General features: G+C 40.5%; 16 protein-coding genes. 1 reads left to right on the forward strand and 15 read right to left on the reverse strand.

Features of this window, described 5'->3' with window-relative positions; translation table 11 throughout:
- Position 1: 1 nt before the first annotated feature.
- Genes tsaE through EMIN_RS05905 form a run of 3 tightly spaced genes read right to left on the reverse strand, consistent with a single transcriptional unit; the run spans position 2 to position 1,572 of the window.
- Positions 2-460: a tRNA (adenosine(37)-N6)-threonylcarbamoyltransferase complex ATPase subunit type 1 TsaE gene (tsaE, locus tag EMIN_RS05895; protein ID WP_012415324.1), complete on the reverse strand. Its 459-nt coding sequence runs from the start codon at positions 458-460 to the stop codon at positions 2-4.
- Position 461: 1 nt separating this feature from the next.
- Entirely contained in the window at positions 462-938 is a 477-nt protein-coding gene (locus tag EMIN_RS05900) for an early set domain-containing protein (protein ID WP_012415325.1), read from the reverse strand.
- Positions 925-1,572, reverse strand: coding sequence for a TatD family nuclease-associated radical SAM protein (locus EMIN_RS05905; protein WP_012415326.1), 648 nt, complete (start codon positions 1,570-1,572; stop codon positions 925-927). The genes EMIN_RS05900 and EMIN_RS05905 overlap by 14 nt, the downstream gene beginning before the upstream one ends.
- A gap of 71 nt (positions 1,573-1,643) precedes the next feature.
- On the opposite strand from EMIN_RS05905, the gene EMIN_RS05910 reads away from it, so the two are divergent.
- Complete coding sequence (locus EMIN_RS05910) at positions 1,644-3,128, forward strand: chloride channel protein (RefSeq protein WP_012415327.1); 1,485 nt, start codon at positions 1,644-1,646, stop codon at positions 3,126-3,128.
- Between the two features lie 198 nt (positions 3,129-3,326).
- Here EMIN_RS05910 and EMIN_RS08370 read toward each other — a convergent pair whose 3' ends face one another.
- From EMIN_RS08370 to rlmN, 12 genes are all read right to left on the reverse strand, one after another.
- Positions 3,327-3,800: a type IV pilin protein gene (locus EMIN_RS08370; RefSeq protein WP_012415328.1), complete on the reverse strand. Its 474-nt coding sequence runs from the start codon at positions 3,798-3,800 to the stop codon at positions 3,327-3,329.
- A gap of 100 nt (positions 3,801-3,900) precedes the next feature.
- Complete coding sequence (locus EMIN_RS05920) at positions 3,901-5,109, reverse strand: adenosine deaminase family protein (protein ID WP_012415329.1); 1,209 nt, start codon at positions 5,107-5,109, stop codon at positions 3,901-3,903.
- Position 5,110: 1 nt separating this feature from the next.
- A complete protein-coding gene (gene cysS, locus EMIN_RS05925; RefSeq protein WP_012415330.1) occupies positions 5,111-6,493 on the reverse strand; it encodes a cysteine--tRNA ligase in 1,383 nt (460 codons plus the stop codon).
- A 3-nt stretch (positions 6,494-6,496) separates the two neighbouring features.
- Entirely contained in the window at positions 6,497-7,006 is a 510-nt protein-coding gene (locus EMIN_RS05930; protein WP_012415331.1) for a hypothetical protein, read from the reverse strand.
- 8 nt (positions 7,007-7,014) lie between these two features.
- Positions 7,015-8,163 (reverse strand): 2-C-methyl-D-erythritol 4-phosphate cytidylyltransferase, encoded by a 1,149-nt coding sequence (gene ispD / locus EMIN_RS05935; RefSeq protein WP_012415332.1) that lies wholly within the window; start codon positions 8,161-8,163, stop codon positions 7,015-7,017.
- A 2-nt stretch (positions 8,164-8,165) separates the two neighbouring features.
- The gene (locus EMIN_RS08375; protein WP_052545827.1) at positions 8,166-9,113 is read right to left on the reverse strand and encodes a PIN/TRAM domain-containing protein; all 948 of its coding nucleotides are present in this window, start codon (positions 9,111-9,113) and stop codon (positions 8,166-8,168) included.
- A gap of 257 nt (positions 9,114-9,370) precedes the next feature.
- Positions 9,371-11,467 (reverse strand): polyribonucleotide nucleotidyltransferase, encoded by a 2,097-nt coding sequence (pnp, locus tag EMIN_RS05945; RefSeq protein ID WP_012415333.1) that lies wholly within the window; start codon positions 11,465-11,467, stop codon positions 9,371-9,373.
- Between the two features lie 6 nt (positions 11,468-11,473).
- The gene (gene rpsO / locus EMIN_RS05950; RefSeq protein ID WP_012415334.1) at positions 11,474-11,743 is read right to left on the reverse strand and encodes a 30S ribosomal protein S15; all 270 of its coding nucleotides are present in this window, start codon (positions 11,741-11,743) and stop codon (positions 11,474-11,476) included.
- Between the two features lie 135 nt (positions 11,744-11,878).
- A complete protein-coding gene (locus tag EMIN_RS05955; protein WP_012415335.1) occupies positions 11,879-12,418 on the reverse strand; it encodes a hypothetical protein in 540 nt (179 codons plus the stop codon).
- A 1-nt stretch (position 12,419) separates the two neighbouring features.
- Entirely contained in the window at positions 12,420-13,874 is a 1,455-nt protein-coding gene (queC, locus tag EMIN_RS08615; protein WP_012415336.1) for a 7-cyano-7-deazaguanine synthase QueC, read from the reverse strand.
- On the reverse strand, positions 13,871-14,308 hold the full coding sequence (locus tag EMIN_RS05965; protein ID WP_012415337.1) for a hypothetical protein: 438 nt from the start codon (positions 14,306-14,308) through the stop codon (positions 13,871-13,873). The genes queC and EMIN_RS05965 overlap by 4 nt, the downstream gene beginning before the upstream one ends.
- Before the next feature lies 1 nt (position 14,309).
- On the reverse strand, positions 14,310-15,341 hold the full coding sequence (gene rlmN, locus EMIN_RS05970) for a dual-specificity RNA methyltransferase RlmN (RefSeq protein WP_012415338.1): 1,032 nt from the start codon (positions 15,339-15,341) through the stop codon (positions 14,310-14,312).
- Between the last annotated feature and the right edge of the window lie 7 nt (positions 15,342-15,348).

Genomic DNA, 15,348 nt, shown 5'->3' on the forward strand with positions numbered 1-15,348 from the left:
ATTAACCAAATACCGTTTTTAAAAAATTTTCTGCTTTAGCGCCGGAGGCAGTAAAAATTATTTCACGCGCGTCGCCTTCTTTTAAAATGAAATCCGCTTTTATAACCGAGGATTTTATAAGTTTTTCCATAGGCCCCGGCCACTCAACAACTATTATGGCGTTTTCGTCTTCTAACATTGCTTCAAAACCGAGGTTAAACATTTCGTTTTCCTCAAGCCTGAACAAATCGGCGTGATACATTTTTTTGCCTTTGCCCTTATATTCTTTCATCAAACTAAAACTGGCGCTTACCGGACTGCCTTTTAAACCGAGCGCCTTTGCCAGCGCTTTAACAAAAACTGTTTTACCCGCGCCGATAGGACCGTATAAAAAAAGTATTTCCCCGCCTTTAAGGTTTAAAGCTATTTTTTGCGCCAAACCGCGCGTATCTTGGGGATTATTAGAAGTTATTTTATACACTTTATCTCACCGTTTTTACGCAAACTTCCCGGCCTTCGTACTCGATAATATCTTTGTTCAAAGGGTCTAACACTTCTTTACCGTCAACCAAAAACACATACTTATATTCCCCCGCCGCAAGAGCGACGGAAGTGTCAAAATATCCTTTTTTATAGGGGGTTAAAATAATAGGCGTTTTGCCGAATTCATTAAAATCGGCAAGCAGTCTTACTTCTTTAGCGTTGGGAGCCGTAATAAAAAATTTTCTGAATTTGATTTCGGTATCAAATGCAAGCGGCTTAGGCGTTTTTTTAGATTTACTTATTTCAACAGGCTTATTTCTTTGCGTTTTCAGACCGCTGTAATAGTTTTGGACTGCGGACAGAAGCAAAAACAAACAAAAAGAAAGCATAAGTAAAGATAAAACCATGGGTATTATATTATCCTTACTTTTTTGATTTTCTTTTTTTTCTTGTTTATTGTTATTAGTTTTCGTCATCTAAAAAACTGCGGACGTAAAATTCCGCTCCAAGCTCCTTTACAAAATTACCCATATCTTGGGTATCAACACCAAGGCCTTCAACAGTGCTTACGACAACCTTGTCAAATTTACCGATACAATTTTTAATAAAACCCACAACGCTTTCAAAGCCGTCTTCATAGCCTTTTGCGGGACGCACAAGTTTTGCCCATTGTTCGGGTTTATTTGAATTTAAGCTTATATAAATCTGTTTTATTCTGCCTTGTAAATCGGGCACGATATCACGGCCCCAAATTTTGTTGCCCAGGCCTATGGTATTTAAACGTATTATACTTTTGCCAATTTTACCCTCTTTCATCTCGGCGTTTAAAATATCGCAAATTTCCGTAAGAACGGGCAGTTTGACGGTAGGTTCGCCATAGCCACAAAAAACAATTTGCTCAACCGAAGCTTTGGCAAGCTCCCCGTGTATTTTGGCCACAACTTCTTGGGCGGAAGGCTCTTTACCCTCTAAATTAAGGTTATACCCTTCAAAACGCATTTCCCACTTTGATTTTATACAAAAAACACAAAGATTGGGACACCTGTTTGTCAGGTTAATATAAAGTGAGTTTTTAAAACGGTATACTATAGAAATTTCCTTTATCTGCATAATTTTATTATATCTTTTTGTGTAAACTTTTGTTTCGGAAAAAACATTAACAATTTTGTAATATATATTATATGTTTAAAGACCAGAGGGGCGTTTTCCTTAATATCATAAAATGGTTTATACTTTCAACTGCAATAGGCGCAATAGTAGGTGTAGCGGCCGCGGCCTTTTTATTTATTTTAGACCATTCTATAAGCACCACAACCTCATTTCCGTTTTATTACGTAGGGCTGCCCTTTGTTTTTATATTAACCTCATTTTTATCAAAACGAGTCTTTCCTAAAGATACGGATTTTTCTACAGACGCGGCAATAAACAAAATTAACGCTTATAAACCTATATCGCTTATCTCCGCGGCAAAAGCTTTTTTCCTGCCTGTTTTAACAATATCTGCGGGCGGATCGGCGGGTAAAGAAGCCCCTTGTGCGGACGTAGGGGCAGGCCTTGCCTCTTTTTCCGCCCGTTTGCTAAAACTTTCTAATGAAGACCGCAGAAAATTAATGATTTGCGGCGTGAGCGCCGGCTTTGCGGGAGTATTCGGCGTGCCTATATCGGGCGCGATATTCGGGCTTGAAGTTTTATGGGTAGGTTATATTTTTTATGAGGTAATGTTCCCGGCGCTGGTAGCCGGGATAACAGCTTACCAGGTTACAAGCGCGCTAGGCGTTACATATATTTACCACCCGATACCGGTTGTGCCTGTCTTTACGGAAGGTTTCTTTTTAAAAATACTTTTTGCGGGGTTGTTCTTCGGGCTTATCTCATTATTATTTATAGAAATAATGAAACTTTTTAGAGTTGTTTTCAGATATATATCTATAAAATTTTCTTTTTTTTGGAAGGCTTTTACCGGCGGAGCTATACTTGTAGCAGTGGGACTGCTTTTATCGCCTGAATTTTTGGGGTTAGGCATGGAAGAAACTAACGCTATCTTACACGGCAGCGCGGAGCCTTCCTTCGCGTTAGGTTCCCTGTTTAAAATGATTACAACCGCCATTACATTTTCAGCAGGCGGGGTTGGCGGTATAGTAACACCTATATTTTTTATAGGCTCGCAGGCAGGAGCTGTGTTGGGGGAATTTTTGCAAATTGACCCGGCTACCGTAGCGGCTTTAGGCGTTGTAGCCGTACTGGCGGGAGCTACAAACGCGCCTTTAGCCTCAAGTATTATGGCTATTGAATTATTCGGCCCGCAAATAGCGCCTTACGCCGCAGTTTGCTGTGTTATAAGCTTTTTGGTAACAGGACAAAGAAGCGTATTCGCCAAGCAAAGAGTTTCTTTTGATAAAACAATTTCTGACCCGGAACTGGCAGTATCCCACACACACAGAAAAAGAATGCCCGTTAAAAAAGCCAGTTTTTTAAAACTTGCAAAACACTTAATACCACAAGAAGAAAACCAACACAAATATGTTAAGCGTAAAAAAGAATCTGGCAACTCTTCCGCGGCGGCGGAGAAAACCGGCGAAAAAGAAATTTCTAAAAGCATATTTAAGCATTTAATGCCAAAGTTTAAAGAACAAGAACAAAATGTTGACAAAGACGAAAAAAAATAAAACTCCCGCTTATATAAACGGGAGTTTTATTTATGCCAGTACGGGCCCCCTGCGTAAGCCGGGGAATGTATAGTATCCTGATTTCACAACCCCTCCGCCTTGCTGCTGCGGAGGGGTTGCTGTTTGTTGTTGAGTGAAATCGCGCAATCTTTGAAACAAAAGAACCCCCGGGCGTAAGCCCTGGGGGTTTATTTATATCTAAAACACATATGCGCCGTTTACCACTTCTCCGCCGTAAGATTTGCATAACCGCATTCCAATGGCACTGTTTGGAAAAACATTGCATGTGCGGTAATTTTTATCAACAATCCAGTAAAAATAGTAGTCCGTGTTGGAACCTGCGGAGTTCAACTTTATAATTCTGATAGCAGGCGGAAGCGTTGCTTGCAAAGTGTCAAGCTGTATTTTGAAATTTTTGCTTTTAGCCAAATCTCCACTTGCAGTATATCCCGACGGAATTTCAATATCTAAGTTGGAGAAGTCGTTGGTCCATTCCCCGGTTTGTAAATTATAACGCTGTAAAGAATCAACAATATTCTTGCCTAATATAAGTGCTTCGGAAGCTCGGCTTTTTTCTACCGCGGAGGTGTACTGCGGCAACGCAATAGCGGCCAATATGCCTATAATTAAAACCACCACAAGCAACTCTATTAATGTAAACCCTGTTTTCATAATATTCTCATCCTTTTTTATACTTGGTATCTTTTTATTTAGCGCAATTGCATAAACAAGTTGTAAGATATTAAACAATTTTTTATTTACTACTTTACGTTTACTTAAAAACCTCTTCTGTGAGTTTATTGTACTTTTTTACGGCGTTTCTTACAAAAGTTCTTTTATCATTATAATTACCCGGAAAGAAAGCCCCTTTAAAACCCGCTATTATTATATTTCTAAATTCCTGCTTTGTAAGTTTAAAATTATCTGACAAAAGTTTTAACTCTTTAGAAACGGTTGTGTTAGACACAAGCCTGTTATCCGTGCAGATACTTACTGAAAGCCCGCGCTTAATCATTTCTTTTACAGGGTGGTCAGATATAGTTTTAATGGCCGGGTTAGTTTGCAAATTGCTTGTCAAACAAACCTCAACTCCTATACGCTCACTGGCTATGTAGGTGGATAAATCCTCAACATATTTTTTGCGGTCTTTTATGCTTTTGTCTTTAATCATATCAGTGGCAAATAAAAATGTGCCGTGTCCTATACGGTTGGCGTGACAATCCGTAATAGCCTGGAAAATCGATTCCGGCCCGTAAGCTTCGCCTGCGTGAACTGTTTTTCTTATAAAATGTTTGTGAACAAACTGGTAAGCTTTTTTATGGTCTTCCGCGGGATAACCTTCTTCCTGCCCGGCAAGATCAAAACCTACAATGGGTAAATGCTCTTCATTAACAAGCCTTACTACTGTTCTGGCCAGTTCCATGGAAGCGGCGGCAAAGGCCTCGTCCTTAGGCGCGTGTGATAAGGCACTGAGCAAACGCCTGTAATAAGGAGACATGTTTTCATTAAAACTTCTCATTGCGCAGGCTATAATGCCAAAATAAAATTTAATATCTTCGCCCGTTTTAACAACTTTGCTGTTATTATGCTCATCAGCCGCTTTTTTTAAACCTTTAGCCACGGAACGGAGCGCTTCCTCGCTTGTCATTTTAGCAGCCGTATGCAACTGCGGCGCGAAACGCACTTCTATATATCTCACGCCTTCTGCAATATTGTCTTTAGCAAGTTCGTAAGCTATCCGTTCAATATTTGAACGGCTTTGCATAACAAGAGTTGTATAGTTAAAACCTTTAAGATATTCTACAAGACTGTTATATTTAGGTTTAAAAACTTTTTTTCTAAGGCCGTCTTCGGTATAATCGGGAAGTTCTATTTTATCTTTTTTAGCTAATTCAATTAATGTGCTTAAACGCATGGAACCGTCTAAATGTACGTGTAAATCCGTTTTGGGGATTTTGGTTATAAAATCCATATCAGGCATATTATTTTGCCTCCAGCTTTTGTCCTTGGGGAGTATCTTTAACAATAAACCCCAGCGTGTTTATTTTATCACGCAATTCGTCGGACTTTTTAAAGTCCTTTTCTTTCCTGGCATTAGCGCGTTCGTCTAATAAAGACTGCACTTCGGCAGGAATTTCAACCCCGGCTTCTTTTTCAACTTTAAATAAATCTAAGGCGAAAACAAATTCGGTATATTTTAAAAATTCTTTTTTTGTTCCATCAGCGGCGTTGCTCTTTAACGTTTCCCATATAACGGCTAAACCTTTTGAAGTGTTTAAATCATCTTTTAAAGCGGCAGCAAATTTTGCTTTAAACTCCTCAACCTGCGCCTCGTCGACAACGCCGTCTTTTAAAGCCTTCGCTCGATCACGCAGTCCTTTTAAACTGGCTTTGGCAAAGTCTAAACTTTCAAAGGTAAACTCCAACTGGGTTCTGTAATGCGCGCCAAGGCATAAATATCTGTAATCTAAAGGTTTATAACCCTTTTCTTTAAGCGCGTCCAAAGTTAAAAAAGTTCCATCCGATTTAGACATTTTGCCCGCGTGCAAAACCAAAAACTCGCCGTGCACCCAGTACCGCACATACTGCTTGCCGGTAGCGGCTTCGCTCTGCGCGATTTCGTTTGTGTGATGTATTGCAACATGGTCTATACCGCCGCAATGTATATCTATGGTTGGGCCTAAATACTTCATTGCCATGGCGGAACATTCAATGTGCCAACCGGGAAAACCTGTTCCCCACGGGCTGTCCCACTCCATTTGTCTTTTTTTGTCTTTGGGTGAAAATTTCCATAAAGCAAAGTCGCTCGGGTTTCTTTTTTCCGTATTAAATTCCACCCTGGCGCCGCTTTTTAAACCGCTTATGTGCGAAGCGCCCACCAAGTCATGATAATGGGAAAATTTGGAAGTGTCATAATAAATACCGTCTGAAGTTTTATAAGTAAAACCTTTTTGTTCAAGAATCGAAACAAGCTCAATCATTTCTTTAATATGCTCGGTAGCTCTTGATATTACGCTGGGGCGGACGCAGTTAAGAGAATCAAAATCCTCAAAAAACTTTTTTTCGTAAAACTTGGCGATATCCCAGGCTGATTTACCTTCCCTTGCCGCACCGAGCTCCATTTTATCATCCCCGCTGTCACCGTCCGAGGTAAGGTGCCCGACATCGGTAACATTCATAACATGCTTAACCGGCATCTCCAAACGGAGCGCGCGCACAAGAATATCTTCAAAAATATAAGTCCTTAAATTGCCGATATGGGCATAATTATAAACAGTGGGGCCGCACGCGTACATGGTGGCGTAATCAACATTTATGGGAACTATTTTTTCTTTTTCTTTGGTTAAACTGTTATAAAGCTGCATATATTATTCCGCTGATTCTAAAGCTAAAGCATACTCCGTTCTTAAAGACTTAAAAAACAAATCGCAGGTTTTTTGGCCGACGTCGTTAGCGCTTTCCTGGCTTAAAATACACTGCACTTCTATATCGGATAACGGATTAATAGCCCCCGCCGGAGACATTGAAAACGTAAACCCCTGCGGGTTAAAAGCTCTTTTAGATTCTAAATACGCTTTGTCTAAACTGGCCTGGAATAAGCCCATCTCTTTAGAGCTTGCCCTTCTGCCAAGCGTAATTTTTTTGCTTGCCACAATAACAACGGCGTCGCCGTATATATTGCGGGAGCTTAAACTACTTTGGCCTACAAAATCACCGTCTTCAGATTCTTCAACAGCGTTAAACTCGCCCTCATAATTAATACTTTCGTATTCGGAATAATCAATGGACGGCTTTCTTTTTATGTCAGTCCTGTTAGGAGTACAAGCAAAAATAAACATGCCAAGCGTTAAAATCACAAACAATTTTTTATAATTCATACTTAAGTCTACCTCTCTGTTTTTACTGTTACAACACACTGGCACATAGCAGCGTTACCCGCGCCGATGTCGCCAAGTTTTTCATGGCTTTTGGATTTAAAGCTGATACTGTCAACCCCCATATTAAAAACTTTGCCAAGGCTTTCACGTATAGCCTGATAATGCGGTTTCATTTTCGGTTCTTCCGTTATTATAACCGCGTCTATGTGAACGATTCTGGCGTTTTTTTCTTTTAATATTTCTATAACTTTTTTAGCTATATCAACACTGGAAATGCCTTCTATTTTAGCATCGGTAGGCGGGTAATAAACACCAATTTCGCCGGCGCAAACCGCGCCCAAAGCCGCGTCGCACACAGCATGCAAAACAACGTCGCCGTCGCTGTGGCCCAAAAAGCCTTTTGTATGCGGTATTTCCAAACCGCCTATAAAAAGTTTACGCCCCTCAACAAGCCTGTGCAGATCAAAGCCAATGCCTGTTCTGTAAATTGTTTCTTTATCTTCTTTAACTAAAGCTTCTGCCATAATTAAATCTTCCGGAGTTGTTATTTTAATATTTTTATAGTCGGACTCGACAATATTTACTTTAACGCCCGTTTTTTCAACAAGCTGGGATTCATCCGTAGCGTTTAACTCTTTGCCGTATTTTTCTAAAGCGTTTTTTAAAACATCCGCCCTGTAGCTTTGCGGGGTTTGGGCGGCGTATAAAACTCCGCGGTCCAAGGTTTTACACACAACGCCGTTTGAACATTCTTTAATAGTGTCTTTAACGGGCACAGCTAAAACGCTGGCGCCTTTATCATAGGCTGTTTTAAGCGCTAAATCAACTTTTTCCGGGTTTACAAGCGGCCTGGCGCCGTCATGCACGGAAATGACATCCGCGTTTTTATCAACCGCTTCAACACCGCTTATTACGGAACCTAATCTTGTCGCACCGGGCGCAACGGTTTTAATTTCGGGAAATATTTTTTTAATTTCCGCCGCCGTTTCCGGCGCGGAAACAACAATAATTTCCGTAATATTTTTTACTTTTTTAAAAGCCTCAACCGTTCTTGCAAGCGCGGGTTTGCCGGCAATATCAAGCATCTGTTTAGGACGCCCCATTCTGGTGCCGCTGCCCCCCGCAACTATAATAGCCGAAACCTTAAAATCGTTCATACTTATTTTACTTTTGCAAATATCATTCTTCCGGCCGAGGTTTGAAGTATAGAATAAACGGAAACTTCCACGCGTTTACCGACATGCTTTCTTCCTTCCTCAACAACAACCATGGTACCGTCGTCAAGATAGCCGACGCCCTGGTCTTTTTCTTTACCGTCTTTCATAATAAATAAAGACATAGTTTCGCCCGGCAAAACAACCGGTTTAAGAGCCGTGGCCAAGTCGCTTATGTTTAAAACAACAACGTCATAAATAGCGCCCATTTTATTTACGTTAAAATCTAAAGTAACAACTTCCGCCTTTAAACCTTGTGCCAGTTTAATGATTCTTTCCGCTTCAGTATCGGCGTCAACAGCTTTATTTGTTATTCTTACAGGAACCTCTGTCTGTTCCTGAAGTCTGGCTACCACGTCAAGCCCGCGCCTTCCTTTGGCGCGTTCCAAAGCGTCTTTTGAGTTTGCCAAATTATCTAAATAATCAAGTACGAATTTAGGAAAAACCAAAACGCCTGATAAAAAACCCGTGTCAACCAAATCAACAACACGTCCGTCGATAAAGGCTGTTATGTCAATAACTTTTAAATGTTTGCCTATTTTGTTTAAACCTTCTAAATCGCGTGATTTTATTACGCTTACGATAGCGCCTATAGAAACCAATGCCACCTGAACCCACATTTCATACTTATCCCAATAATAGGTAAAATCAGGAATATTCATTCTAAAAACGCAGTGGTCAAAAAAAGCGTAAACAAAATAACCCATTATACCACCGAATAAAAATATCATTATCTTTATAAGACGTAATTTTTTAAAGACAACTTCTACAAAAATTAAAATAACCGCGCATGCGAGGCCGGCAAGCAAACCGACTTTATCATTTTGTATAAAATTATAAGTTAAAAAAGGGAAAGCAACTAAAGCAGACAGCCTGAAAAGCCAAAGAGACATATATCCTCCGTAAGATATTTATATAAATATATATACATATTAGCAAAAATATAAACGTTATGAGAAATATTTGTTTATAAAACAACAAAAAACAGCCGTTAAACCTGTTGGGGTTCAGATTATACGCACTTTTTCCGCCAAAACCCATTTTAGCTTTTGATAAAGAAAAACGCCCCGCAAACAAATATTCACGCTATATATTTTTTTACAAAAAAAAGCCCGCCTTTTAAAGGCGGGCTTAAGTGCAAAGCTAAAAATTAAAGCAATACTTTGCGTGACAAGCGGACTTTGCCGTTGTTGTCAATTTCCACAACTTTAACTTCAACAATATCGCCCATTTTAAGGACATCTTCAACCTTATTAATGCGTTTTTTGTCGATTTCAGAGATGTGGAGCAAGCCGTCTTTACCGGGAATAAGCTCAACAAAAGCGCCAAAAGGCTGTATTGAAACTACTTTGCCTTTGTAGATTTTGTTAAGTTCAACTTCCGCGGTTAAAAGTTCGATTTCGGCCTTAGCCATGGCAAGTTTATCACCGTTGACCGCGGCTATCTGCACAACGCCGTCGTCATTAATATCAATTTTTGTATCCGTTGTCTCGGTAATTCTTTTGATATTTTTACCGCCGGGGCCTATTAAGGCGCCTATTTTATCTTGAGGAATCCTCATTGTATAAATGACGGGAGCGAATTTGGAAACGTCTTTCCTGGGTTCAGGTAACACGCTGTCCATATGGTCCATAATATGCATTCTGCCTTTTGTGGCCTGCGCTACGGCTTCTTTTAATATTTCTATAGAAATACCGCCCGCTAATTTAACGTCCATCTGGAAAGCGGTTATACCGTTGCGTGAACCGGTAAGCTTAAAGTCCATATCTCCGAGGTGGTCTTCAAGGCCCATAATATCGGAAAGAACCGCGTATTTATCGCCTTCTTTAATAAGACCCATGGCAATGCCCGAGCACGCGGCTTTCATGGGAACGCCTGCGTCAAATAAGGATAAAGAACCGCCGCAAACGCTTGCCATTGAGCTTGAACCGTTTGATTCCATAATGTCGGATACAACCCTTATTGTGTAAGGAAATTTATCCGCGTCCGGAATTAAAGGTAAAAGTGCTCTTCTCGCAAGTTCGCCGTGGCCGATTTCACGTCTGCCGGGGGCTCTGTCAGGTTTACATTCGCCAGTGGAAAAACCGGGGAAGTTATAGTGAAGCATAAATGTTTCATCATAGCTTTCTTCTAAGCTTTCAACAAGCTGGGCGTCGCCCGATGTGCCTAATGTGGTAACCACTAAGCCCTGTGTCTGGCCTCTTGTAAATAAAGCCGAACCGTGCGCTCTGGGAAGTAAACCGGTGATGCTGTTAAGCTGTCTGATTTCGTCGGTCTTTCTGCCATCGACGCGAACACCTTTTTCAAGCACGAGTTTGCGGGATTCTTCATAAGAAAGATTTTCCATCGTAATACCCGCGAAGGTGGAAGCGTTATCGCCGTGGGCTTCTTTAATTTCTTCCGCGAAAGCGGCTTTAAGCTCGGCTATTTTAACGTCTCTTGTCTGCTTGTCGTAAAAAGCGTTTAAAATATTTGCGACTTCAGCTCTGTATTTATTGTTACCCAAATCAACTACATCCTGGGGAACAGTTTCCGCCTGGAAGCTGAATTTCTCTTTACCGGCTTTTTCTTTAAGTTCAAGCTGCGCTTTGCATAAAATATCAATAGCGGGTTTGGCTGTTTCTAAAGCTTTAATAACGTCTTCTTCGGAAACTTCTTTAGCGCCGCCTTCAACCATAAGCATGCCTTCTAAAGAACCTGATATGATAAGGTCCATATCACATGATTTTTGTTCTTCTAAGGTAGGGTTGACGATAAAATTGCCGTTAAGTCTGCCGATTCTTACCGCGGCAACAGGCGTTGTGAACGGAATAGAAGAGATAATCAAAGCCGTTGACGATGCCATTACGGCAAGAACTTCTGTATCATAAACACCATCGGCCGATAATACCATAGCGGTAACATTTGTTTCGCAGGTATAGCCTGAAGGGAACAAAGGTCTTAAAGAACGGTCAATGATGCGGCTTGCCAAGGTTTCTTTTTTGCTGGCTCTTGATTCTCTTTTGAAAAAACCGCCGGGGATTTTACCCGCGGCGTATGTTCTTTCTTTATAATTAACGGTTAAAGGAACAAAGTCGGAAATTCCGGGTTTTTGCACTTTATCTGAAACTGCTGTGGCAAGCACCATTGTATCACCCATGCGGGCTATTACGCTGCCGTCTGCCTGTTTTGCTACCCAGCCCGTTTCCAGTGATAGAGTTTTATCTCCCACTATGACGTCTTGGGTTGTTTTATTTATATTAGACATTATTTATTATTTCCTTAAGTTAAGTTCTTTTGTAACTTGGGTATATTTGGCGAAATCTTTTTTCTTCAAATAAGAAAGAAGTCTTTTTCTTTGGCCTACTAATTTGGTAAGACCTCTTTCCCCGGCAAAGTCTTTCGGGTTTGCTTTGAGGTGTCCGGAAAGATATTTGATTCTTTCTGTAATGAGCGCTACTTGTACGGCCGGGCTGCCGGTGTCTGCGGCTGAAGCCTGGAATTTGCCCATAATTTCTTTTCTGTCATTTACTGATAATACCATTGTTTTTCACTCTTAGGTTGACGACTGGTAGACCGAGTTTTCCCCGCTTACTTCATACTCCCAAACGGAAAACCAAGCCTAAGTCCAACCTTCTCCTTTTTTAATCTTTTATTTACTGCTTCCATATTATACAAATTATTTATTGGCCTTAGCGGCGGACTTCATTGCCTTTCGCTTTAAACTTCCGGCATCTTTTGTTTTTTTCTCCTTCAGGTTTTCCCAGGGCGTTTTTGTGTTTTTACCGGCCAAAATATCATCTACTTCTTTTGAAATAAGTTCTTTTTTATTTTTTTCCTGCTCATTAAGAGCTTCTGCCCACGATTTAAGCTTTTCCTGCTGCCTTTCTATTTGCAGGCGCTGGGCTTTTATTTTTTTATCGTGCTGCGCGGACATAAACTTATTAAGCTCGGCCTTAACAGCGGGTTTTTCTTTAGCAGAGGCGGTTTTATATTTTTCTTTTAAAGTTTCTATTTCTTTTTCCGCCTTATCTTTTTCTTTTCTGGATTGGGAAAAAGCGCCCATGTCAAAAGCGTCCGTAGGCGTTTTAATATCTTTGCCTGCTTCTTTGCAGGTTGTACAGTTTTCGGTTTTAGATTCTTCACAAACGCCGTCGCATGCGCAAAAAACAGGCAAAGCTAAAAACGTAAAAATAAAAACAGTTAAAAGTTTTTTCATATTAATACTCCTCTCTTTCACCGGCGTCTTCAAAACCTTTGCGCCTTAATTTGCAAGATTCGCAAACTCCGCAAGGTTTTTCACCGCCGTTATAACAGGTCCAAGTCTGTTCCAAAGGAGCGCCAAGTTTGCGCCCCAATTTTACTATTTCGGCTTTATTAAGCTTTATAATAGGGGTTAAAATTTCAAATTTTTTACCAAGCCTGGTCCCCACTCTTACAGCTTCCGAAAGCGGTTTATAAAACTGCGGCGTACAGTCGGGATAGCCGGAATAATCAACCGCGTTAGGGCCTAAAACAACAGCTTCCGCACCGATACTGTCCGCCCATGAAGCGCCTAAAGAAACAAAAATCAAATTACGAGCCGGAACATATGTGGAAGGAATGCTTTTGCCTATTTGCTCCATAGGTGTAGCGGGTATTTCCGCGCCGCCTACCAAAGAAGTGGCCTCAGCAAGCCAAGGCAAATTAATTTCAATATGCTTGTGAGTAACGCCCGCCTGTTTGGCAAGACGTTGGGCTACCTCAATTTCCTTTAAATGTTTTTGCCCGTAAGCAACACTTAAAGCATAACATTCATAACCTTCTTTTAACGCCCAATATAAGCAAACTGTTGAATCCAACCCGCCTGAAAAAAGAACAACGGCTTTCTTTTTAGAAGTTTTATTTTCTTCAACTTTAGCCGGTATTTCCCGTCTTTGAGTTATAGAAGGCATAACGGAAGAATCTATATTATTATTTACTGCTTTCATTCCCGATTCTTCTTCCCTTTTTAAAACTTTTTCTTTATTAAAAGGAGTACAGACAACCCCGTAACCGCCCATAATCTTTATAATCGGTATAACGGGAATGGAATTAACCGTAAGACAAAGCGCGGCGTCTTTAACAGCGGTTTTAGGGCCGTTTTTAATAAAATCCTCATACCTCGCGGTATTTTTTATTGTTTGGATATCCTGCTCGGTATTTCCAAGGCCGGAAAACATTTGCATATAACTTTCCGCGCAGACGGCGTCCTCAATATCGCTGGAATGCCCGAACAGATTGGAAGGAACTATCAGAAGATCTTCTTTTAAAGATTTTAAATAACTTGAAAGCGTGTAAATATTGCAATAACCGCCCATAAAAATTTCTTTAGCGTTTTCCAAAGACATAACCGCGGGAGTTCCAGCCGTAGTAACTATAGCACCCGGTTTTTTAGGGTTGCTTTTGCCTGCTAAAAAAGGCGAGTTGTCTTCTTTATTTACCCCTTCAATAATAAGTTCCGAAAAAAGTTCAACTTCGCTTCGCGTGTTTTTATAATGGGCCGCCAAATCTTTATCCCCGTAAACTCTTATATCCTCTTTCCCCCTGTTTACAAGAGCGCAAACGGTTGTGGAACTTCTTAAAACGTCTATAACAAGCGCGTTGCCTTCCCAATTTTCGCAGTCAAAAACTGAATTCGCGACTACAATATTCATTCTTGCAACACTCCCATAATTTTATATTCATCAATAGCTTGTTTATCCTGCTCGCTTAAATTATCAACATATTTAATGGCGTACCCCACAAGCACAACAGTTCCCTTTCCTTCTTCGGGCGACTGGCCTATATAAATCCCGTCGGCCCCTTTGTGCGCCGCATATTTTGTTAATGTGTGAAGAGCGTCTTTTAAATCATCTCTTTTTTGCACAACGCCTTTTATTCTGGCTACCCCAAGGTTTCCGTAAGGACGTTTAATTTCACTTTGGTCGGCGTAAATATCTATTTTGCCTTTATTAGGTTCAAACATAGGGCCTATTTGTATCCAGTCTGGCTCGCTTACAAAAATACCCATGCATCCCATTATAAAAAGAATAAGTATTAAAGTTATAATTTTCTTTAAAACCAAAACGGAAATTAAAAATTTTTTCATTTTATTTCTCCTTACTTTCCTTAACCGCAAGCTGGCCGCAGGCGGCAAGAATGTCATTACCTAAACTTTTGCGTATTGTTACGCTTATGTGAAGGCCCTGCAATCCTTTGGCAAAAAGTTTAACCTGTTTTTCGGAAGTGGTTTTCCCCTTGCCCATATTACAGGCTATTAAATTAACGTGCAAAAGATAATTATCTTTTACGCCGCTTATCCATTTACCGAGCAGCCTGATATGTTCGGGCCTGTCATTAACGCCCTCAACTACCGTGTATTCTATAAAAACCTGCCTGCCGGTCATGGCAATATATTCCGTTAAAGCTTTTTGAAGCGTTTCTAAATTAAACTTGCGGTTTAAAGGAACGATTTTATTTCTTTCATCATCATCCGCGCTGTGAAGCGAAAGCGCCAAATTAACCTGCGGCAAATCAACCGCCAGGTTGTGAAATTTATCCGCCACGCCGGAGGTGGAAATTGAAATATGCCTCATGCCTATGCCAAGCCTGTCGGGGTTGGATATTTCTTTTACGGCTTTAACAGTGTTTAGATAGTTAAAAAGCGGCTCTCCCATGCCCATAAAAACAACATTGTTAATACGCTGGGCAAGTTTTTCCTGCTTAATATAACTTAACCAAAATAAAACCTGGTCAGAGATTTCCTCGTCCGTTAAATCACGCTTAAATCTCATTTTACCGGTGGAGCAAAAACTGCATCCCACCGGACAGCCTACCTGCGTGGAAACGCACACTGTCCAAACATCACCCATGCGCATAAGCACGGTTTCTATTTTAAGGCCATCTTCTAATTTTAACAAGGCTTTTGCCGTGCGGTCTTTATCGGAAAATTGCATTTTTGCCGCGGTAAAAGAAAGAATATTAAAATTATCTTTTAATTTATTTTTTAAATCTGCGGGGAGAGCTACGGCCTTGTTCCAATCGGTAATACCGTTTTTGTAAACAGCGTCTTTAACCTGCGCTATACGATAAGCGGGAAATCCATTCTCTTTTATAAAGTCTTTTATCTTTTCAAAATTCATAGTTATA

The organism is Elusimicrobium minutum Pei191, assembly GCF_000020145.1.
Lineage (GTDB): Bacteria > Elusimicrobiota > Elusimicrobia > Elusimicrobiales > Elusimicrobiaceae > Elusimicrobium > Elusimicrobium minutum.